This window comes from Bacillus paranthracis (assembly GCF_001883995.1).
GTDB lineage: Bacteria > Bacillota > Bacilli > Bacillales > Bacillaceae_G > Bacillus_A > Bacillus_A paranthracis.
Map to the genome: position 1 here is coordinate 103,782 of NZ_MACE01000013.1, position 22,083 is coordinate 125,864.

Annotated in this window: 22 protein-coding genes, 5 pseudogenes and 1 riboswitch; of the genes and pseudogenes, 6 read left to right on the plus strand and 21 right to left on the minus strand. The window is 32.0% G+C overall.

What is annotated here, in order from left to right:
• Positions 1–100: 100 nt before the first annotated feature.
• Both BAQ46_RS04400 and BAQ46_RS04405 read right to left on the minus strand, forming a co-directional pair.
• On the minus strand, positions 101–679 hold the full coding sequence (locus BAQ46_RS04400; protein ID WP_000954454.1) for a cysteine dioxygenase family protein: 579 nt from the start codon (positions 677–679) through the stop codon (positions 101–103).
• Between the two features lie 113 nt (positions 680–792).
• Complete coding sequence (locus BAQ46_RS04405) at positions 793–2,007, minus strand: cytochrome P450 (RefSeq protein WP_000158000.1); 1,215 nt, start codon at positions 2,005–2,007, stop codon at positions 793–795.
• 140 nt (positions 2,008–2,147) lie between these two features.
• Here BAQ46_RS04405 and BAQ46_RS04410 point away from each other — a divergent pair, with 140 nt between their 5' ends.
• Entirely contained in the window at positions 2,148–2,645 is a 498-nt protein-coding gene (locus BAQ46_RS04410) for a PadR family transcriptional regulator (RefSeq protein WP_071741675.1), read from the plus strand.
• A 100-nt stretch (positions 2,646–2,745) separates the two neighbouring features.
• Here BAQ46_RS04410 and BAQ46_RS04415 read toward each other — a convergent pair whose 3' ends face one another.
• The 6 genes from BAQ46_RS04415 to BAQ46_RS04440 all read right to left on the minus strand — a co-directional run bounded on the left by BAQ46_RS04415 (position 2,746) and on the right by BAQ46_RS04440 (position 8,095).
• On the minus strand, positions 2,746–2,901 hold the full coding sequence (locus BAQ46_RS04415; protein ID WP_000046091.1) for a DUF1540 domain-containing protein: 156 nt from the start codon (positions 2,899–2,901) through the stop codon (positions 2,746–2,748).
• Between the two features lie 70 nt (positions 2,902–2,971).
• Entirely contained in the window at positions 2,972–3,604 is a 633-nt protein-coding gene (locus BAQ46_RS04420) for a Vat family streptogramin A O-acetyltransferase (RefSeq protein ID WP_001069232.1), read from the minus strand.
• Positions 3,594–4,877: an MFS transporter gene (locus tag BAQ46_RS04425; protein WP_071741676.1), complete on the minus strand. Its 1,284-nt coding sequence runs from the start codon at positions 4,875–4,877 to the stop codon at positions 3,594–3,596. Before BAQ46_RS04425 ends, BAQ46_RS04420 begins: the two co-directional genes overlap by 11 nt.
• A gap of 268 nt (positions 4,878–5,145) precedes the next feature.
• Entirely contained in the window at positions 5,146–6,381 is a 1,236-nt protein-coding gene (gene cypA / locus BAQ46_RS04430; RefSeq protein ID WP_000062100.1) for a cytochrome P450, read from the minus strand.
• Positions 6,382–6,539: 158 nt separating this feature from the next.
• Entirely contained in the window at positions 6,540–6,944 is a 405-nt protein-coding gene (locus BAQ46_RS04435) for a hypothetical protein (protein WP_000282712.1), read from the minus strand.
• Positions 6,945–7,090: 146 nt separating this feature from the next.
• A complete protein-coding gene (locus BAQ46_RS04440) occupies positions 7,091–8,095 on the minus strand; it encodes a DUF1835 domain-containing protein (protein WP_071741677.1) in 1,005 nt (334 codons plus the stop codon).
• 295 nt (positions 8,096–8,390) lie between these two features.
• Here BAQ46_RS04440 and BAQ46_RS04445 point away from each other — a divergent pair, with 295 nt between their 5' ends.
• The gene (locus BAQ46_RS04445; protein ID WP_000416834.1) at positions 8,391–8,603 is read left to right on the plus strand and encodes a hypothetical protein; all 213 of its coding nucleotides are present in this window, start codon (positions 8,391–8,393) and stop codon (positions 8,601–8,603) included.
• 297 nt (positions 8,604–8,900) lie between these two features.
• On the opposite strand, the gene BAQ46_RS04450 is transcribed toward BAQ46_RS04445, so the two are convergent.
• From BAQ46_RS04450 to BAQ46_RS04495, 9 genes and pseudogenes are all read right to left on the minus strand, one after another.
• Positions 8,901–9,104, minus strand: a complete 204-nt coding sequence (locus BAQ46_RS04450) for a hypothetical protein (protein ID WP_000878365.1) — start codon at positions 9,102–9,104, stop codon at positions 8,901–8,903.
• A 124-nt stretch (positions 9,105–9,228) separates the two neighbouring features.
• Positions 9,229–9,645, minus strand: a complete 417-nt coding sequence (locus BAQ46_RS04455; protein WP_000905442.1) for a DUF3995 domain-containing protein — start codon at positions 9,643–9,645, stop codon at positions 9,229–9,231.
• Between the two features lie 126 nt (positions 9,646–9,771).
• Positions 9,772–10,545, minus strand: coding sequence for a DUF3959 family protein (locus tag BAQ46_RS04460; protein WP_061130282.1), 774 nt, complete (start codon positions 10,543–10,545; stop codon positions 9,772–9,774).
• A 208-nt stretch (positions 10,546–10,753) separates the two neighbouring features.
• Positions 10,754–13,141 (minus strand): RNaseH domain-containing protein, encoded by a 2,388-nt coding sequence (locus BAQ46_RS04465; protein ID WP_071741678.1) that lies wholly within the window; start codon positions 13,139–13,141, stop codon positions 10,754–10,756.
• 296 nt (positions 13,142–13,437) lie between these two features.
• Positions 13,438–13,584, minus strand: a pseudogene (locus tag BAQ46_RS04470) (TenA family transcriptional regulator); the annotation flags it as partial.
• 19 nt (positions 13,585–13,603) lie between these two features.
• Positions 13,604–13,900, minus strand: a pseudogene (locus tag BAQ46_RS04475) (SH3 domain-containing protein); the annotation flags it as partial.
• Positions 13,831–14,013 carry a hypothetical protein gene (locus BAQ46_RS04480; protein ID WP_061130414.1) on the minus strand — a complete coding sequence of 61 codons (183 nt, stop codon included), beginning with the start codon at positions 14,011–14,013 and terminating at the stop codon, positions 13,831–13,833. The gene BAQ46_RS04480 and the pseudogene BAQ46_RS04475, both read right to left, overlap by 70 nt.
• A gap of 443 nt (positions 14,014–14,456) precedes the next feature.
• Positions 14,457–14,681 (minus strand): hypothetical protein, encoded by a 225-nt coding sequence (locus BAQ46_RS04485; RefSeq protein ID WP_061130413.1) that lies wholly within the window; start codon positions 14,679–14,681, stop codon positions 14,457–14,459.
• A 917-nt stretch (positions 14,682–15,598) separates the two neighbouring features.
• Positions 15,599–15,772, minus strand: coding sequence for a hypothetical protein (locus BAQ46_RS04495; RefSeq protein ID WP_249024545.1), 174 nt, complete (start codon positions 15,770–15,772; stop codon positions 15,599–15,601).
• Positions 15,773–16,823: 1,051 nt separating this feature from the next.
• Here BAQ46_RS04495 and BAQ46_RS31650 point away from each other — a divergent pair.
• The 4 genes and pseudogenes from BAQ46_RS31650 to BAQ46_RS04515 all read left to right on the plus strand — a co-directional run bounded on the left by BAQ46_RS31650 (position 16,824) and on the right by BAQ46_RS04515 (position 18,743).
• Positions 16,824–17,003: a hypothetical protein gene (locus tag BAQ46_RS31650; protein ID WP_373418644.1), complete on the plus strand. Its 180-nt coding sequence runs from the start codon at positions 16,824–16,826 to the stop codon at positions 17,001–17,003.
• A gap of 300 nt (positions 17,004–17,303) precedes the next feature.
• Complete coding sequence (locus BAQ46_RS04505) at positions 17,304–18,089, plus strand: sulfotransferase family 2 domain-containing protein (protein ID WP_061130410.1); 786 nt, start codon at positions 17,304–17,306, stop codon at positions 18,087–18,089.
• 170 nt (positions 18,090–18,259) lie between these two features.
• Positions 18,260–18,473, plus strand: a pseudogene (locus tag BAQ46_RS31515) (RNase A-like domain-containing protein); the annotation flags it as partial.
• A gap of 18 nt (positions 18,474–18,491) precedes the next feature.
• Positions 18,492–18,743 (plus strand): annotated as a pseudogene (locus BAQ46_RS04515) (contact-dependent growth inhibition system immunity protein).
• A gap of 111 nt (positions 18,744–18,854) precedes the next feature.
• On the opposite strand, the pseudogene BAQ46_RS04520 reads toward BAQ46_RS04515, so the two are convergent.
• The 4 genes and pseudogenes from BAQ46_RS04520 to ddlB form a co-directional block, all read right to left on the minus strand.
• Positions 18,855–19,130 (minus strand): annotated as a pseudogene (locus tag BAQ46_RS04520) (N-acetylmuramoyl-L-alanine amidase C-terminal domain-containing protein); the annotation flags it as partial.
• A gap of 215 nt (positions 19,131–19,345) precedes the next feature.
• On the minus strand, positions 19,346–19,651 hold the full coding sequence (locus tag BAQ46_RS04525) for a heterocycloanthracin/sonorensin family bacteriocin (protein WP_071741680.1): 306 nt from the start codon (positions 19,649–19,651) through the stop codon (positions 19,346–19,348).
• 409 nt (positions 19,652–20,060) lie between these two features.
• A complete protein-coding gene (gene tenA, locus BAQ46_RS04530) occupies positions 20,061–20,750 on the minus strand; it encodes a thiaminase II (protein ID WP_061130408.1) in 690 nt (229 codons plus the stop codon).
• Between the two features lie 123 nt (positions 20,751–20,873).
• A riboswitch (TPP riboswitch) is annotated at positions 20,874–20,979 on the minus strand.
• A 74-nt stretch (positions 20,980–21,053) separates the two neighbouring features.
• Positions 21,054–21,968: a D-alanine--D-alanine ligase gene (gene ddlB / locus BAQ46_RS04535; RefSeq protein WP_071741681.1), complete on the minus strand. Its 915-nt coding sequence runs from the start codon at positions 21,966–21,968 to the stop codon at positions 21,054–21,056.
• Positions 21,969–22,083 lie beyond the last annotated feature (115 nt).

Below are 22,083 nucleotides of genomic sequence, written 5' to 3' on the forward strand. Positions count from 1 at the left end.
TTCTCTTTAGTTATAATTTATGAAAAGCGTTTCAGGTCAAGAAATAATTAAAAATAAAATCAGAAGCTTTTCTTTTTAAAGAAAAGCTTCTGATTTTAAACTATGAACTATAACTAATATATTTCGTCTCACACATGTACACATTCTTTTCTTCAGTTGGGACATATATTTTAAACTTTTCTAAACGTTTTCCGTAAACATGAATAGTGACAACGCTTTCATTTTCTGCTATTTCAAGAATATGACAATCAGCTGGTGGAATGACTTTATCTGTTTCTCCTTCTCCCAAATAAAGATTTCCTGTATGAGTTAAATAAACAAGTGAATTTTCAAGCTGCTTCGTTTGTATAAAGTTCTGCACCATTATTCTTCCTGTAAATACGCCTTCTACTCCCCATGTGCCATCATGATCATGCAAAGGAGTCGATTGTCCATCTTTCCATACAAGAGCTAATACTTCAAAACGATTTAAAGGATCTTCATAAAGCAAGTGTCGTGCATATTGAGCCGAATTCGCCTTCTGTTTTTCTAACGGAAGCCATGTTTTCTTTTCTAAAAGTTCTTCTAATAATTTTTCAATCCCACAAACAATTTGATCTTCTAACAAATTACTATTTATTAAATCCGTTACAGCTTTAATAAATGTTTGGAACGTCTTACTTCCATTACACGTTAACATAAGCATCCTCCTCTACTCTTATTCACACACTTCCATACTAAATAACTAACTAAAATTTTACAATTGAGAAATAAAAAAACAAGGTACAGTAAATTTGTACCTTGCTGAACAGTTTATTGAGTTTTTAAGCAGATAGGTAAGAATTTCAAAGTTTGTTCATTTTCCAATATACATTGTTCTAAATTGAACGATGGAGATAATGCTATCTTTTCAAAAGCATTTATAAAGGTAGTTAATGCAATCTCAGCTTCTAAACGTGCAAGTGGTGCCCCTAAGCAAAAGTGAGGACCTTTACCAAATGTTAAATGCTTTTCATTTCCTATTCGGTGTATATTAAATTTAGAGGCTTGTGAAAACTTTTTCTCATCTAAATTTGCTGCACTTACCCACGCAACCACCATTTGATCCTTTTTCATTAAAGGGCCAAATATATTTGTATCCTCTGTAATTCTCCTAGCTAATGTAATGGGAAAGCGATAGCGTAATACTTCCTCAATTGCTTTTGAAATTAATGTAGGTTCTTCTCTTAATTCTTTATATGTTCCTGGTGAATCCACTAAGAAACAGTAAAAACTATTAATAATTAAATTTGTAGTTGTTTCATTGCCAGCCGCTAATAAACCCAATGAAAAAGTAACAATTTCTTCATCAGTTAATCTTTCGCCTTCATATTCAGCTCGTATTAAATCTGAGATAATATCATCCGTTAAATGGTATCTCTTTTCCTGAACGATTGGTAGAAGATATGCTTTAAATTCATTTAGTGCTATCCCCTTTTCTACATCCAGATCATTAAACTTTTCTTTACTATACGGCATAAATAAAATATCAGACCATGCTTTAATTTTTTTGCGGTCAGTTGTTGGCACTCCTAACAAATCGGATATAACAGTAACGGGTAAAGGAGCAGCAAACTCTTCAACGATATTAACTTCACTATATTTTCCAATATGTTGTACAAGTTCATTTGCGATAGCCTGTATTCGAGGTTTCCATTGTTCTAAACTCCTTGGAGTAAATGCTTTAGAAACGATAGAACGTACATTGCGATGTTCTGGTGGATCAGTAGAATTAATATTGATTCGAGTTTCTAAAGGAGGGATTGAGAATTGTCTTCGCTCCCTTCTACTTGAAAACAGGCGATAGTCTGATAAAACACGATTTACGTCCTCATACAAAAATACATTCCAAACATCTTGCTCTTCATCATAATGTACGGGGTGATTATCCCTCATAAATTGATACCACTCATACGGATTCCACAATTCCTCTTTCGTTTTCAGCTTTGAAATTTCATGAACTAAAATCACATTTTCAGGCGAAGCCATAGTCCTTTCCTCCCTTTTCTTTTACAATAAAAGTGATGGGTCGGTAATTCAAAGTTGTATAATCTAACATATGTTATTTTAACATATACTAAAGTGGATTTTTCGTAGGAGAACTTGAGAAATAAATAAGGGGGATTTTTATGTATGTTGATATTTTATTGCTCGCAGAATTGACGTCAGGGCCAAAATATGGGTATGAAATAAAGAAAAATATCCAAAATCGGTTAGGAGAGAATTTTGAATTAAATCATAATATGCTTTATCCTTCTCTTCGACGTTTTGAGAATATGGGGGCTATAACGAAAAAGGTACATACACAAGTCGGAAAACCAAACCGAAATATGTATGACATTACTGAAGCAGGAGAAGAAATTTTTTCTGAAATGTTACGCGAGTTTCCCGAAAAACTCGCGACAAATAATGCAGAATTTCTTGTTCGTATCGCGCTATTTGAAAAACTTGATTATGAAGCTAGAAAAGAAATTTTAACAATACGCCAAAACGTACTACATAAACAGCTTACTGCTATTCAATCTTTAGATGCTAGTTCATCTTTTATTACAGAAGTCATTGAATTTAGTAAATCGTGTATTGAACATGAATTGCTCTGGATTACATCACTTATGAAGAAAATATGAAAAATAACAAGAAAAGTTAAAAACAATGAATGAAAATGAGATTTATTATCAATACTATAATTAATAAAAGGGCAACCACGATTTGGTTACCCTTAAAAATTTATACTTCCGGATCGAAAGTTTTGCAATCTGTTTCTTCTGTAGTCGATGCCTGTTTCCCTTTATGACTTACTACATAAATTGCGTCTGCGCTACATTTATTACCGTTAGCCCAAAATTTACAGTTGTTTACTTCACATAAAACGTCTTGTGCCATAGTATCACACCTCCTTGTTCTATTATCATTAACAAAATTCGGAGGTATGATACTCTTTGTTATGCATTTTTTATTCTCTTTTTAGCTTTCTTAATGGCTCTATATTTCCTTGTACAATAGCACCTATATTTTCAGTTATTTTTTCAATATCAAAATGCCACCATTGAATTTGTAATAATTCTTCTATTATTGCATTTGAAAATCTCTCCCTTATTTTATTTGCAGGGTTTCCGCCAACAATTGTATATGGTGCGACGTCTCTCGTCACAACAGATTTAGCTGCTATTATTGCACCATCCCCTATTTTTATTCCAGGCATAATGGTTGCATCCATACCGATCCAAACGTCATTTCCTATAACTGTATCGCCTTTGTAAGGTAAATCAGACAAATTAGGTGTATACTTCTCCCACCCATTTCCAAATATATTAAATGGATATGCCGAAAACCCATCCATCCGATGATTCGCTCCGTTCATAATAAAGGTAACTCCACTTGCAATACAACAAAACTTTCCAATAATAAGGCGATCTCCAAGAAATTCATAATGATGTAATACTCGATCTTCAAATGTTTCTCCATCTTTCGCATCATAATATGAATAGTCTCCAACGAGTATATTAGCTTTTGTTATTGTATTTTTTATAAAATGGACGTTTTGATTTCCTTCAATAGGGTATTTAACATTTGGATTAGGATTCATTTTGTATAGCACTTCCTTTCCCATTCATTTCACTTTCTATTGCTATCGTTGGCTTTAAATTGTATATAGGTAAAATAAACAATAATCCAATTATAAATAGGAAAGCCGTTCCTTCATACATCATACTTAATGAAAACATCTCCTTTAATGAGCCAGCAATACTCATCGTTACTACCATTGAACCGGTGAATAGTGGACTTAAAATGCCATTTACACGACCAATAAAATCTGTATCGCTATTTTGAATAATGAGCGTATTAATACCTATTTGGATACATGGAAGAGCTAACCCACTAAAAAGTTGCGCTGTAAGTGTTACCCATAAATTTGTCGAATAACCTATAATACCGATGCCAATCGCCTGACCGAGCATACCGATAATTAACATCTTTTGCGGCGCAACGTTTTTTGCAAACACCATCGCTAAAGCACCGCCAACAATCATTCCTGCACCATTTACTGTTAGTAACCATTGTAAACTCTCTTTTGACAGCCCTAACTGCTCAGTTACGATAAATATGCCTAATGGCTGAATTAAACCTATACCTAGTCCTGCTGCCATAAAACAAAGCCCTAGCAAAGTTAATGCTTTTTTCTTTTTGACATACTTAATACCATCAAGCATTTCCTGTAACAGAGTGATTTCTTTCTTCTCATTATCATTCTCAAGATCTTTCGGAAGAAATAACAACACCGCTGCTGCAAGTAAAAAAGCGATACCTGTAATAATAATTGAAATATAAATTCCAAAACTATGAAAAATAAATGTTCCAAGAATCGGTCCTAAAACCATAAATATCGCAAATATTGTTTGATAAATAGACATTGCTAATTGGATTTGTTCTGCCGATAAATGTTGTTTAAATAATTTCATTCCAGATGGTTGAGAAAACTGCGAAAGGATTGCAGAAATAAGTGTTACAAAAAATACGATTTTCCACGTTCCGAACATTAGAGTAATTAATACAGCAAATACTGAAATAGAACTTAACGTTTCACACCATATCATTGTCTTTTTCGGCTTCCACCTATCGGCAAACGTTCCACCAATAAAGGAAAAGATGAAAATTGGAGCAAACTCCGCAACTGAAATCATCGAGATAGCAAAAGCATCACCTTTTGTCATTTCCATTACATATAGTAATACCGCAAAGTTCCGAACCCATATTCCAATTTGTAAAAATAATGCTGATGCTAAAATTCCTTGTACAAACCTGTTTTTTAATACTTGTGATACCCCATTATTTTGTTTCATTTCTACATTTGTCGACATAAAAAAGCCTCCTATTTCATGTTCTGAACAGGAGGCAGCACAAATCATATGAAAAGACTATATTTTTCGCAGAGCGAAATACATCCCTTTTCTATAAATGTACAGACTAATCCTATTCAGAAGAATATTTCGTTTTTTAACGAAGATCTCTTACAAATAGAATTAGTTGATCATTGGGATGTTTTCACCCTTCCGTTTCGAATTTAAATAACACATACATACTCTATGTAAATCATTTTCTATGTATGCATGTCTTACAATAAATATTCTAGAATGTTAATGGTAATTCCTCTAAAGAACGCATTAAATAATTACCTTGCCATTTAATGTCTTCACGATTCCCTTTTATTTGTAGTTCAGGCATTCTCTCAAACAAAGTAGTAATAGCAATTTTTGCTTCCAACCTAGCAAGTGGAGCGCCTAGGCAGAAATGGCTACCATGACCAAAAGCAATGTGACGATTGTTCTCGCGAGTAATATCGAATACTTCCGGATTCTCAAATACGGTTTCATCACGGTTTGCAGAAGCTAATGCAATGACAACCATATCTCCTTTTTCAATTGTTTGGTCGTGAATTTGAAAAGGTTCATCTGCCCATCTTGAAGTTGTTACTTCAACTGGAGAATAATATCGTAATCCTTCCTCAATAGCTGCATCAATTAATTTTGGGTTTTCCTTTAATAACCGTAATTGATTCGGATTTTCAAGAAGCGCTAATACTGTATTTGTTATTAAATTTACCGTTGTTTCGTGTCCCGCCACAATTAATAACATTATCATTGAATATAGTTCTCGAGCGCTAAGTTTATGTCCTTCGCTTTCTGCAAGTATTAAAGCACTAACCAAGTCTTCTTTCGGCTCTTTTCGTTTCATATCAACTAAATATTGAAGGTATGTAATAAACTCAGATAGTTGCTTTTCAGTTTCTTTTATTTCTTCTGGTGTTTCTGGGTAAGCAATAACAGCATGAGACCAAATTCTAAATTTCGCTTGATCTTCTTTTGGAATGCCGAGCATTTCACTTATTACAATGATTGGTAATGGGAATGAATAATCATCCACAAGGTTTAATGAACCTTTTCGCTCGACTTCGTTCAATAAATCATCTGCGATATGCTGAATTCTTCCTTCCAATTGCGCGATCATCTTCGGTGTAAAAGCTTTTTGTACGAGTGACCGTAAACGATTGTGGTTAGGTGGATCAGAATTTAACATGTGCGTCGTTAAATAATCACTATTATCAACAGTAAGAAACACATTCAATGTATCTTGAGAAAATACATTGGCCGGATCTTTTTTTAAGCGATTATCTTTTAATAGTGGTAAAGCATCTTCATATCTTGTTATAAGCCACTCTGCACCTAATTCTGTTTTATTCACAAATAAGATAGGTTGCATTTTACGAGATTCTTTATAAATTTCATATGCATCTTCTTTAAACTGAGCTGAAGCTAAATTGATGCCATCCTCTATTCTTAGCCCAACTTTATTTTTCATTGACATTGTATTCCCTCACTCTCATTTGTTTTTGAAAACCAACCAACATATGCATTATACTCTAATAAAAACGTGAAAATTGTAAATTTTTAATCAAAATCTTACTTCGTATATTGAAAAATAAAAAAAGTGAGAGAGTAAAATACTTCTACTCTCTCACTTTTTTATGCAAAGCACATATAATTACTAATTTGTTGATAGCGGTAACTTACTTTACGACGACGACCACCTTGCCAAGTGTAACCTGATACTCCGTTTCTTCTCACTTCAGTCGGAAAGAACCATAAGTCTCTTCCGAAAGGTCCAGGACGATGTAAACGTAAATAGCCCCACCTTCCTAAACAGTTACACATCCATGATTTCATATTGCCTGCTTGTGCTGGAGAGGAAAATGTAGATGGTAACGATGGAGCTTGAGACGGTGGTGGTGACGTTGGAGCATCTTCCGCATCATCTGGTCTATAATCTTCTTGTTCCATATCTCTCACTTCATTTGTAGATTCATATTCGTAGTTTTGTGGATTATAATACATCGCTTGATCATATGGATAATATTGTTGGTTATACATGTTAACAAATCACCTTCTTTTCATTCAGTACCTTTAACATTCATATGTGATATGCCCTCTAAAGGAAGCTTATGTTATAGCCCAACTTCAGTTTAAAAACCTCGCATTTTTAAAAATACGAGGTTTTTAAACATAAAATGTATTTATTATTTCCTTAACTTCACACTATAAAAGCGCATTTCATCTAGTGAACCTACAAATTCAAATACTTCTTGTTTAATTAATTCCTTTAAGCGATATTCTAAAAACGTATCGCCAACTAACTGCTCTACAAGACCAAGTGCTTCACCAATTACTATCGGAGCTTTTAGAAATTCTTGATCAGCACCTACACTTTTCGCACATTCAATTATAAATTGATCAAAATAATCTTCTTGTACAGAATGCACTTCATTGTCTGTCCAAACTCTTAAAAATTCCGTACTTTTCGATAGACTATCCCACTCATGTTCAAACTGCATACGTTTCTCCACAGTTAAATACGGCAGTTCTACAAAACTTTTTTGAATTAGGGCTAAACTTTCAGGCGCTAATTCTCCAGTTCCACGAATATCATACTCTTGTTTTAATATTTCTTTACTCGCTTCAGACGTATTTATAAATCGAATGTTTTTCTTATCTTTTAATTGCGCGATTACAAAACTTAAGCCTACATGTTCATGCGCGTTATTTGCCTTCCAAATGGTAATTGGTGTTTCATGCGGAATTGAATGTAGAACTTCTACCGTTTTCTTAAATCTTGGTAAATACTCATCTTCAAAATAACTATCATAAGCGGTTAAGTTGTTTACTAACCATTCTTTTCTTGCTAACTGACCTTCATTTGTATGTAATTGATGTATTGGCCCAATTGAAAAGAATTCAGAGAATGAAACCACACTCTCCTCGAGTAACCCTTCCTGTTTCAACATATATTTTAAACAACCGGCTGTTGAATCATCAAAAGCGATATGAATGTGTATACTTTCACTTATATTCTTTTCCTTAGTTGTATCATTCGTTAATTGCTTAGGAATACTCGTTAAATTTTTTATCATATCTTCATTATAATTCCCGTCTAATACATCTAACTGTATTAGAATACTTTGAAGTAAATGTTTTGCTTCATCTTCATACATATCTTCAACAACGTTTTTAATTTTATCTATCACGTAAATCCCTCTATTCATTTCAAAAATAACGTAGAGTATAGTGTATCATTTTACTATCGTTCTTTAAAAGCTTTTTAGTCAAATCATTTCTTACATTGATTAATGCAGCTATCTAAGTTTTTAATGAAATCTTTCTCCATCTCCTCCTCAACTTATAGACCTAAAATATTTTTTGCTTCCACGTTATCAATCACACAAAATCACAATAGTTGCTAAATAAATTTTAAACACTTTGTAAATCTACTTATTTAAATGTATAATTATATAGAAAATAAAAACTGTAGGAGCAATATTAATGGAAAAAGTACTTACTAATTATAAACATTATTTAAAAAATTGGAGATTTATATTTATTTGTATATTACCTGCTGTCGCTTTATTGTATACACTTGATGTTACCTTTGAACTACTGTTTCACCAAAATTTCTATCTGTCTAATTTAATTATTGCTGTCATTTTATTCTTAATTTTTATTAACGTAAAAGATAAGTTTAAAATTAAAGGTTAAAGAAAACTATAATTGAAACGAAGCCATTGTAGAGCTACATTTTTCATAAAAAATAAGAGCACCCTGCTATTGGATGCTCTAATGTGATTAGAGGTTTTTTCTGAGTATTGATTCAGACACGAAGATCTTGTCCTACTATTTAATATATACTTGTACTTATTTTATTGTGCATATATTAAATATCATATCTAGCTACTTCATACATGCATAGGTATCGTTAAAAAATTTGTTCAAATATCCATTGTACAATTATCATATAAAAAAACATCCCCCTGGATGTTTTTTATGTACACATTTTTAAGCTTCCATAAATTTAGCCGGTACACCGATTTTTTCAACTACAGAAGATATATTAGTAGGATTAATCATTACATTTTCAATGCTAACTAATTTATTTTCTAATAGCCCATTCTCTGTTGTAATAAGTTCTTCAAACCGAGCTAAAGTCATCGAAAATTTGTGTTCACTTCCACCATTCATACTGACTTTTACGTACTTCATAGTGTCACCCGCCTTTCATAATAATCTATAATTCGGTAAAAAGGCGCTTACATCCTTTTTATTTACCCCTAGATTTTTCACTTTTACATTTGCTATTTTGAAGAAAACAGCCACCATTTTATGTTCAAGTTATAATTGCTAATAAGAATGATAAAGATAAAAATGCACAAAGTGGTATATATAAAACAGTATCCATTCTAGCAAATTGAGTATCTTTTTTTCGCTTAAAAATACCAAAATAATGAAACTCACCAATTACTCTTATGAGAAATACAATCATACACACCCAGGATGCCACTTGAACAATACTATTAGGAAATGCAAAATGAACAATATTAGTTTGTTGTAATAAAATTATTGCTGCCATACTTAATAATAACGCAATGATCAATGTCATTCCTGCACCTGGTGTAAACGCCTTTTCTCCATCTTTAGTCGGAATAACACTATTTGTCGCCCACTTACCTCCGAAAGCCCAGTAAACATGTAAAAAGCTAACTAAAAATAATATACTGACGGCAATATATATAATAATAAGCATTTTATCCTCCCATTATTTTATTGGAGTCCTCAGTTTTAGATTATGCTATAAATTTCTCATTAGCAATCTATATGTAATTACAAAAAAGCCTTTAATGATAAATCATTAAAGGCTTACTAATATTTCTTATGCATTATACCTATTTCTACGACGTTCCATCCTTGTTTGTCCTTGAACAGTACCTTCTTTATATTGATGTATTTGCTCTTTCATTTCATATGTTGCAGCTGGAGCCGGTTCTTCGTAATTATGCTCATGTAGTTTTTCTGGTGTTTTTCGTTTTGATACTTTTTTACCAAACTTAAATAATTTCATCCTAAATTTAGGTAATCTTGGAAGTGGAATCTTAAAGGATAATTTTTTGCGTTTCTTTTTTTGTTTAAATAGATTTATATTTTCTTTATTATCATCTTTCTCTTTGCGGTGAATTAACATCGCAAGTAATCCACCAAATATAAGTCCACCAACTAAAAGCATGATATATTTGAAATTGCTTGTCATTAAGCTAGACATACGTTCAAGTATGACTAACGACTGTACTTCTTTCATATCCCAAAGTAAAGCGGACCATAATGCAAATAAACCGAAAGTAAGTCCATATGTACGAAAACGGAATAAACATGGGACTAAAGCGATACAAGAGGCAATTTTCGCATTCGCTATTATTGAACTAGTTGAAATATCTTGATGCCAAATGATTAACAATAATGTAATAAATGGCGCATACGCTATCCAACTACATATACGTGAATATATTTTTTTCGCAAAATAACTACCGAAACTAGTAAAAAATAAAAGACCTCCAATATATAAAGATTGTTCTAGTGGGATTTGCTTTAAAATTCCTGCAACTGGAAAGAGGCCGCTCAATAGCATGAATAGCACATCTAATTTCTTCACAATTCCTCATTCCTTTCAAATTTCTTTTGAATTCATTCATATTGCTTTTCCAAATGATATAGTTTTTTATTTCTAAAAAACATCTTAATCCTGTATGGAAATAAAGTAAATATATAAAAGAGAAGATACATGACAAAAGATATCCTTATTTACATGAAAAAATGACAAATCCTGATCGATATAATGAGCAGGATTTGTCTATTATTATTTAACTCCGAATAACCGATTCTTTCTTTTCTATCTTTATAATATCTACATCCAATTCATCATCAAACTCTTTAAACTCTCTTGCATCTATATCCGTCATATAACTTTTTATTACTTTCGCCATATGCATAGAATATGGCATGTGTATATTCTTTTCCAAAAGCATACTTGAATTACAGCACATGTAATGTACCATTTTGGCAATATAGTTCCTTTCAACAGCTTTTACACCTAGAGGTAATATTTCAAGTATATATCGATGCAATGTTTCACTATCATTACACAGATACTCACCAGTGCTATAATACATTCCCTTTTGATCTATATATAAACTCGTACTATCTAATACGTCATCACATTCTATCACACCGTATTTGGGTACATCAAAAGATGTATTTATTCTTACAGCATTTAAGTTTGGAACCCTTAGCACATCTGGAACAATGTCAGGGAAAGTATCTATATCAATTTTTTCATTTTGTAACTCTTTTATCCAATATTTTCTTACATTCGCATCTATAATGAAGTATACTTGCTCATTTTGCTCTTTTGCAGGTTGTAAAATTTCCGCTAATGTTTCAGAAACAAATTGTTTAAATTGAATGCCCATATCATTTCTTTTTGAAGGCTGCGGTAAAAAGGTGTTATGTTTATCTACATTTAATAATAAACGATCAATCGTTTGCCACTCTATATTCCCATATAATTTATATGAAATTTCTTTTCCTTTTATTTTTGAAAAAATGGGTAAGAAATCAAATTTCGAGATTCGTTCAATTGATAAATTAACATATGTACAAGGTAAATTTATCTTATTCCAACTACGTTTTAAAAATCCTTTTTGTTCTAATAAACTCAAAATACCATTTATAATCGTTTTACGAGACACACTTTGGCCTATAAATAAATTAATAAATGCTGAAATACGGTTTGTTCGTGCAAATCCTTCTCTAACAATTTGCTTTGGATCAATTTTTTCACGTCCATCACAATTTTTCATTGCAATTAACGCCAATGTCGCATCATTACGCTTACCTGCAGTAGCATAAACCGCTTTCATAACATCCTCTACTAAATTCGTTTTATACTTCTGGCAATATTGCATCTTATATGGATTTTGCAATACTTTTTCAATATTACATCTTACTATTTTTAACAACACTGGAGAATCTGCATTTAATATATATGATGACTCACTGATTTGAGCTAACACCATTTCACTTTCAAATAATGCTTGTTCTACTTCCAGCGATATTTTTTCAGACCATATTTCTAGCGTTATAGTCTCTAATCCTTTTGGTGCAATTAAAGGGAATACTTCTTTCCTATTGCCTGTTTCAATCTTTTTACATTCTGGTAGTAATGTGAAATAAGAAAATTTTTGCTGAAACCCTTTAAATAGATACTCTCTTTCTTTTGCTTTTATACCAGATCTTATTTTAGTACCTTGAACTTTATATATTCTCTCATTGTATGGAAGAAGTACCCTAAGATTTGCTCCTAGCATATAATCTTTTGGATATTGAAGAATATGATCTAATTCAACTTCTCCACCTATACGAAAATCATCTTTTAAATTTCTAAATATCTTAATCCATTTGATGCCGTTTGTAGCCTGCTGAACTTTTAGTTTTACAAATCGTAATTTCTTATTATTCAATGCAAATTCTGGAGTAGAAATTAATATCATGCCCCGTTTTCGTCTTAATAGCAAAGGAATGTCTGGATGGTTATATTCTTGATAAAATCTCCGAATTCCTATTGAAACATTTAATAATGGAATGTTCTCTCCTCCGCGTGTTATATATTCGAACCGAAATACATAGGCAAAATAATCTTGTGTTTGTTCATCTTTAATAGGCTCTGACATCGCCTCACAAATATTTTGTGATCTAAGAGGAGAAAAATATATATCTTCTTCATTTATGTTTTCTATTTGTACAGGAAGTTCACAAAAAATATGTGAAATTAAAGCGGGCACCCATTTAGAATATACTTCCTTATCATGTAGTACTGTTAAATTAGAAATTAAATCATAATGCCATTCATATTTTGGCGATTCTATTAATTTATTAGGTTTCCAATCATGAATAATCTCATACCAACTTTGAAAAATATAATCAAGTTGTTCTTTTCTAATAGGTTCTTTACTTACAATCCATGGTGTATTTTCATTTAGTACATATGGATTATGCTGAATAAATAATATATCAGAAAACATATCATATAACCTTTCATTCAATCGTTTCAACTTACTCGTTAATAAAAATGTCTTATAATGTATCTCTACAATATCGAGCCATTCAATAGGAAAATATATAAATGATACGCTTTCGTTTAAAAGAGGTTCTACTATATTTTCAAATGTTAACAACTTTAATTTTTCCATAAAATGATTACTTCCTTTCTTCATTTTTCTTGATCACAAAAAAACTAAAGTATTATCACATAATTTAATTATTTAAAAGAATAGCAAATACCGCTTATCCGACTTATATATTAATGACATGACTCTGATAAAAGTTAAAAGAAATTTCCATACATATCCCTCCTTTCATATGATTAATATAATATATTTAGATTATATAATATTAGTCACGTATTGTATTTGGGATTTACAATAATTTTACAAAAGATTATAAAAGAGGTATTGACCATACATATGTATATCAAATCTTCTTTTCACTATCCTATTACCTTTTTCGCTTCTTTATTCACTGACCACTGCTCTAATGTATAAGTCATTTCCCAAAATGAATATTCATATTGACTGCTAATAATAAAATGCTGTTTCATTCCTTTGCGGTCAGACTCTGTCACTTTTTCAGCGATAATTTATGTATATTTCTTCTACAAAACCAGCAACATCCTTATCCCGCCAAGATAGAGCATCATAGAAACGTAGATTGTTAACCTTTGAAACAACACGCTTCCCTACAATAGAAGAATCCACTGTGCTTTTCTTACTGAATTTCACATAAGATGGATCATTTTTAATCCATTGTTCTCCACCAAGATTTAACCAGCCATCTTTTTCAGTCCATACAATATAAGCTTCTGGATTGTTTAACTGGCGAATCATAGAATAGCTTGTACCTGATCCTTTACGTAAGTTAACGTTGTAACCTTCAATATAGGCGATACCGTCTGCTTCTCTAATATAGCACCAAATCCATTAGTAGCTTCTGTTACTCCCTTTATTTGTTTTAATGTTTCAAATGTATCAACATTAATATTAATCTCTAACTTGTTATTAACCATTCTTCATCCTCCTCCGAAATAACTCTAATTTAGTATTGAAATTCTCTAAAACTAGATGTATTATATTTTTGTGTTTTTCTCAGTTCCCGAGCCGAGAATACACCATCACTTGTGAAAGGACCCGAACTCCAGCGGGTTCTTTTTTATTCCTCTTCTTATATTTTTGTTCTTTTTTGTTACGAAATTGCGTTTTGCTTGTATATACCCATGTAAGCACTGAATAAAGAGAGGAGTTTTTATATGAACACTAAATTCGAGATTAATATTTCACCAGAGTTTATTATCTCTATCGTTCAATTATTAAATTTTTTACCTTAGCAGGAATCATTTGATTCTTGCTTTTCTTTTTTCGTTTGTTTTGCGAAATGCAACACGTTTGCGCTTATCTTTCTTTAACAACAAACAAGACGCCACCCAGATCACGTACAATAATTGCTGTTGGTTTAATCATTAACAAGTATATCTGGTCCCTTCTTTAACATGTACGAGAAACCCGAAATGAATACGACACTAAATATAATAATAGAAGACCACATATTAAAATGATATTCTTTACCTGCAGCTAAATTATATATGTTATGAACCAAGAAATTAGCACCTATGATAATCCCACCTAAAAATGCACTAATTAATATGCTCATTAAATAAAATTTAAGCTTTTGAAACATTTTCCCTCTACCCCTTTTCTAAAATAAACTTTATTTGAGTTTCTTTAGAAAATTATAACATTTATTTTCAGGTATTATTAAATCCATAGTTAAATTAAGGTTATTTTAAGGATGTGTTTTCTATCCAAATGTCCATTTTATTCAATAAAAAGAGTGCACCTGCGCCAGTAGGTGCACTCTTAATGTGATAAGGAAGTTTCTTATGAGTATTGAAACGAGATAGATACAAGCGAGTGAACTTGTACTATACTTCAATATATGCTTGTCCTCATCAAAAGGTGCAATAAAAAAAGCACCCTCGCCCAGGCGCCAAAAGATAGATCATATACTTTGAGGTAACTAACACGTTAGAAAAGACCTTTCCATATCATTGTATGATTATCAATTATCTTTATACCTAGATGACTCATTAAATATGTTTAATGTATAATTTCTATATAATAAAATAAAAACATTTATTACTGACTCATACTTTACCTAAAAGGATTGTTCGCAATGCTTTTTCTTAGATACTCTTCACTGTGTATCAGTTCCATTCTAGGTGGCATACTAATACTTTCTTTATTGTTCTTGTAAAAGTACATACTTTCTAATAAAAAGAGGACATCCATGTTTGGAAATGTCCTCTTTTTCAGTACACTATTCTGTGATTCAATTACGGTAAATGAAATTTTATCCTGCTTCCAATTACCTATTTCGCTACACTCACCCGCTCCAACAATATTAAGTAGCTGGAAGAAGAGCAAAAGCCCTTCCTTGCTTACACAACAGATTTGACTTTGGAATTGAAAACAAGAAACTTGAAAGGAGAGTATTTCTAACTCTTATTATTCCGTTCATACTATAAATGCACTTGAGTTCTGAACTTCCTTCTTAATGCGTTTCAGAAGAGCAGTTAGCTTTTGCTAACTGCTCTTTTATTTGCAATCAAAGAATGATAAGAATTCACTATAATTAATGTGTTCGAAGTTACCTGTATCATTTTTAACAGCTATACCAACTTCTTCTGGTGTTCTAAACAACTTGAAGTCTTCGTCATTAAAACAATATTCTTTACCAGTACTAAATCCTCTTGATTCAGTTTTTGGCACCACATATGATCAATCTCTAAGACTAATTAATATTGATAAGTCGATTAGAATTTGCAAAACGTCCAGAGTCTTACTCATATCCATTCCTCCTTGAATATAAGTGATAACTTGTCATATACTATTTATGCATCTAGATTTTCATTTTGATCGGAGCAGTTAGCTTTTGCTGGCTACTCTTTGTTTGTAAAAACACTCAATTAACTGAACGCGCATATAATATTCTGCGTTCCTTTCTTTATAAAATAGTCATTACAAAATGAATCTCGTCATGAGAGCACTTTATTAAGTGCTCTTTCTTGATTTTAAACTAAAACATAATGAAATTTTTACCACATAGCTAATTGTTAAATATTTTACGTTTATACATTATAATTGAATACGGTATTGTGTATTGGCATTAAGAGAAGCACTCTGGTCAAGTGCTTCTCTTTTTTATAAAATAGCGTTTTTGTCTAGTTTTATTACACCAAAGACATATAGACAACTATATATCAAGATGTTAAAATGTTATTGTGATTCCCATATGGTTTCACAAGCGACTTTTTCTCTGTTCATGGGTTCTTACTATTACGTAAGAACCATTTTTTTATTCAAATTACGATTTTGTTCAATTTTTTGATACATTTATGAAACATTCATATATTATCTTCAGTATGTTCTTTTCTCTTTTATTAATGCCGTGTGAGATATACTCAGACTTGAAGCCCTAGACCCCCTAACTCTAGGGCTTCTCTATTCAAATAAGAATTTTGTTCTATTTTTTCATTTAAAATATATAAAAATGATCCCTTTATAGAATTCGTCACACCCTAATAAAACAGACATATACTATTGTGTAATTCATTCACTTCTCTATTGGACCACCACCTAAAGGGCACTTATATAGTGCTCTTTTTTAGTATAAATTTTTATTTAAAATAACTATTTTGTTAAATTTCTCAATTCACTAAGTGCTAACTTTATAAAATGAATTCATATACATTTATTGAATACATATACGTTCATATAGAACTAAATAATTTAGGAGCTGATTAGTATGACAAGTAAACCAATGGTAATAACGCTTCCTCCTATATCAAAAACCAAAATTACTTTTTATTCTTCTTCTGGTGAAGTAATTAACAACACTTTTTTTACAAACGAGACTTCAGAGCCTATAGCAACGTTTGCATATTGTCCTATAGACTTTGAAAGATTTGAAACTAAAAGAATGCCAGTCCTTATAAAATAATTTTCATTCTCATTTACGAATAATCTTTTTTTCATTACACATACTACATCTGAGCGCTCTCTCCCTGGGCTTCGCTCTTTCAAAACGGAAGGCACTCCTCCGTGCAGTGTATAAACATAGCGGGTAATCCAGTCAGTTGCCTGCTATGTTTGTTTATAGGTGTAAAGATTATTGTAAAAACTAACGCTTTTATTTCAAAATTATATTGTTTTAAACTATCTATTCTACTTCTCTTGTTCATATGCCAAGTTCTCTATTCATACACTAAACATAATTGACATAACTGAATGGAGGATAACTATGTCTTTTGCAAATATTATTAAATACGGACGCGTTCCCCTCTTTAATTCTAACTTCCCTTTAATTTTATTTTGGAGTCAAAAAAGTGGCTGTACCTCTCTTGCACATTGGTTTTTTTATCAAATAAATTTATTTAAACAAGCCATAAAATACGATTCTTTCATCCATAATTATGAAAATGAAATATATAAAAACTCCTCGGACTACTTTATTGAATTAGCTGCAGCTTTATATTCAAAAGAAAAAGATACCTATAAATTAGTAAGAAACCCGTATACAAGAGCTGTAAGTTCATTCTTCTCATTAATCGCTCCCCCTTACATAGAAAACCCAGCATGGAATCCTATTCGGAATTTTTATTATGGTAATCAATTTTGTAATAAACCTATTTCATTTAAAATCTTTCTCTACTACTTAAAAGCACAAATGATGGATTTAGAACAAGTAGATCCACATTTAATGCAGCAGTATGAACCAGGTGAGGATGAGTTTGTTACAAAGTATATCTACCTTGAAAATTTCTCTACTGAAATTATTCGCCTCGAACAAATATATCAACTAAAAACTTCCCCTTTACATATACTAACCAAATCATGGCATCATCAAAAGGACAGGGCGATTTTTAAAGGTAATTTTGCAGATGCTGATATTACCGATCCTTTATTCCCACGCCTCCCAACATACGATAGCTTTTATGACTATGAAACTATCCAATTAGTACAAGATGTTTTTAATAAGGATTTCAGCACATACAAATACCCATTAACTCCTTTAAAAAATAACTGATTTTCTAATTGCAGTTTCATATATTATGAGGAAACTTAAATTGACCTATTTAAGCTTTCTCATAAAACTCTCGTCGTAAGTTGGGACACTGGAAGCCGTGTCTTTTTTTAATAAAATTCAAATTTAGTCTTTATCAAAATCTTCAATACCATGTAAAATTTATGTAAAAAGTGTTAACCAATCCTCGAAATATACGTAAAATAGAAAGATGGTTAGATGATCCCTACAGCTCGCCAACTCTAACTTTAGGTATAGAGGTGATGAAGTTATTGGTGGATCTATTGTAAGAGGATCTGAAAATGTATTAGAGGTAACTAATGCTAAAATTATCTAAAAAAAGACGGACAAGGAAGTTATATTCGAACAGGATATCCCGTAAGATAGAAATTTAGGAGGATACTTATGAATGATAAAGATTATATGCACAGATAATTAAGCGAATTTTCAGACGCAATATTTCATCAAGATATAGGAACAGTAGAAAAAGCCTTAAATGAATTTATAGAAGAAGCTCACAAAGTGTGTATAGAAAACACTGTAAAGCACATAACTGAATTTTCAAAAAGTGATTTATCCACGCAAGAAAAAGAAGAATTCATTGAATATTATACTGAAATTTATTTTCCTTCTTTAAAACTTAATCCTATAGAATAGCTTGAACAAACAGTTGAAACGTTAAAACAAGCATTAAAAAATCATTAATAAAAATCGACCGCCCTTAATTAAAGGGCGGATTTTATTTTTTTATCAAACTATTCTTTTGTTTTATTTAACTTCATACCACCAACCTTTACGATCAAGGTATTCTTTCATTGTTTTAATTGAACGTCCGACGTTGAATCAGAAATGAAATATGTTAATCCATCAGGTTTTAAAATGATTTTAGCAATCATTTTTAAGGGCATTACCCCCTGTAACATCAGGAGTTTCATAAGGTAAAAAAGCACCTGATTGGATGATGTTTTGTTTAGGTGCTTGTACAACTTCTTGTGTTGCTGATTCAGTAAAACAAGACATTGATTTATTACCTATAAGTAAATTTTCTCTTTAATTTAAGAAAAAAAGATAAGACTCTTTAAAATGATTTTTCTTGATTTCTCAATATAAAGAGTCTTAGATTTCCGCTAACAATCCTATACTATATGAACAAAGAGTAAGGTACGATTGAATGATTGAATATATCCACTAGCGATGGCGCTATATTCTTTGCCGGCATGTACATATATAAAGCTAATATTTTATATGAATATTCGTAATCAATATTCATATATTACAATATCGTCAGAAGTACCATTAAAACAATTAGAGCAACTACCACAGCTACCACAACCGCCACAACTAAAACAACCAAAACAACCGAAGCAACCAAAACAACGGAATCCACCACAACGAAATCCACCGCAACGACCTCCACAACGACCACAGCCACCACAACGACGAGCAGCATCTTCAATATAGTAATATGGATATTGGTTTTGCTGGTCCCAATACACAACATTTCCAGACTGGTAATCATTAAGGCTTAACGCTTGTAGTTCTTGTTGAAACTGATTCATTTTCATGACCTCCGTTTATTAACTTTTAACCTTTTGACGCTTTCCTATATTTCCTAAGTAGAAATAGCGCTATAAAGTGAAACGTTAATCAGTGGGGGTTTTGTTCATCACCCACTGATTATTAGTTGAACCAATCGGACGTTTACGGACAGCCCGACTCCCACCTAACTTCTTTGCTCCAACTGAATTTTGAGGTGGGAGTTTTACTGTCCGTTAACGCGGGATAAACTAAGTTCAATACATACACCTACAAAATATGACCTATCACTAGATGATGCACCTTGTTCATGTACCTATTTTTCCACGGGCTCATTTTTATAAATTAAAAAAAGACGCATTTAGATTGATGCGCCTTTTTGCGATACTTCTTTTGTTAAGTATTATTCATACCTGTGAATAGCAATACCTCTTCTCTTTATCCTATTACGTTTTGCTCTTTTGTACTTACCGGCCACTTTTCTAATGTATAAGCCATTTCCCAAAATGAATATTCATATTGACTGCTAATAATAAAATGTTGTTTCATTCGATTTCGGTCTGCCTCTGTTACTTTTTCAGCTATTGCATCTAATCGTGTAATTTGTTCTTCAACCAATGTTCGGAACCAATCGGATCCATAAGCAGAAATCCATTCCTTATAAATTGGCTCTTCTGGCTTACACTCTTTTAAACGCTCACCAATTTCATAATACAACCAATAGCAAGGTAAAATTGCTGCAATAATATCGCCTAAATGTCCTTCATACGCAGCACGATACATATGTGAAGTGTACGCATATGCAGTTGGAGCAGGGATAAAATTATCTTTTTCTTCTTGTGTTATCCCTAATTTCTTCGCAAAATTCTCATGTAAAGATAATTCCGCTTCATATGTATTTTGAGCATGGTGTGCCATACGAGCTGTCGTTTCTAATTCTAGTGCTTTTGCAGCTCCTAAAGTTTGTACTCTAGCAAAGTGACTTAAATAATACGAATCTTGAAGCACATAATAGCGAAAACTAGCTAAATTTAACGTTCCTTCACCAAGTTTTTTTACAAAAGGATGATGAAAACTAGCTTCCCAAATTGAGTCTACTTCTTTACGTAATGATTGTGAAAAAGTCATGTAAATCCCTCCAATTATGTATGAAATTTAAGTATTTACCCACCATTATTAAATCTGTAAAACAAAAAAACTTTCTTTACAGACGTAAAGAAAGTGAAATTGACAGTATTTATACATGAAACAGCAATGTCTTTCCCACTTCCCTACGCTGGCATTAACCAGATCAGGTACTAAGAGTCTCAAATTCCAATTTGATCTCAGCCTATAATAGGCCCCCCTAGTGGATAAAATATTTAATTTTCGTATTGTATTCATCATAACATACTTCATGTAACTGTCAAAAGTTATTCATGATACCACTACTTAAAATCCTTCGTCTTTTCTTACTCTTAATGAAGTTTCAATAATCATATCTAATAGTTTACTATATTCAATTCCCGCTGCAGCTGCACTTTTTGGTAGTAAACTCGCTTGCGTCATCCCTGGTAATGTATTAATCTCCATTACATATGGAATACCATCCTTCACCATCATATCCACCCTTGCATAAACGCTGCATTTTAATGCTTTATAGCAAGCCAGTGACGCTTTGTTTACACGTTCCTTAAGTTCAGCTGGAAGTTCAATAACTTCTTCAATTGTACTAGTATCATCATATTTCGCATTGTAATCAAAGAACTCAGCCGCATGTCGAATTGAAATGATAGGTAACTGTTTTCCATCAAAAATGGAACATGTAATCTCATCACCTTTAATATACTTTTCTATTACTACTTCAGAATCCCATTCGAACACAGTTTCCAGCATTGAAATTAATTCGTCTTTATCATAGACAATCTTTACCCCAACACTTGAACCACCAGAGTTTGGTTTTACCACTAATGGAAATCCTAACTTATCTAACTCATCAAAATCCAAATCCTCCATTTTTGTAAGTTCAATCCAATCTGGTGTTTCTATTCCTTCATAACGTAAAATCTTTTTTGACATGTTTTTGTCCATACATATACCGCTAGATAACATATTACTTCCGCTATAAGGAATACCTAAACTTTCAAGCGTTCCTTGAACAGTTCCATCTTCTCCGTATTTTCCGTGTAATGCGAGCAGCGCAAAATCAATGTCTTTCGCTTTTTCGATTAAATCCATTTTTTCATTTAATGTAATTGGGACAATTTCATATTTATTTTTATCTAAATTTGCAATCATTTCATTTCCAGTCATAATGGATACTTGTTTTTCAGAGGATACCCCTCCCATAATAACGCCAATTCTCATTTCCTCAACTCCAAATTTCGTTTTTTATCCCGCATTAACGGACAGTAAGACCCCCACCTCAAAATTCAGCGAAAGCAATGCAGTTAAGTGGGGGATCAACTGCCCGTAAAAGCCC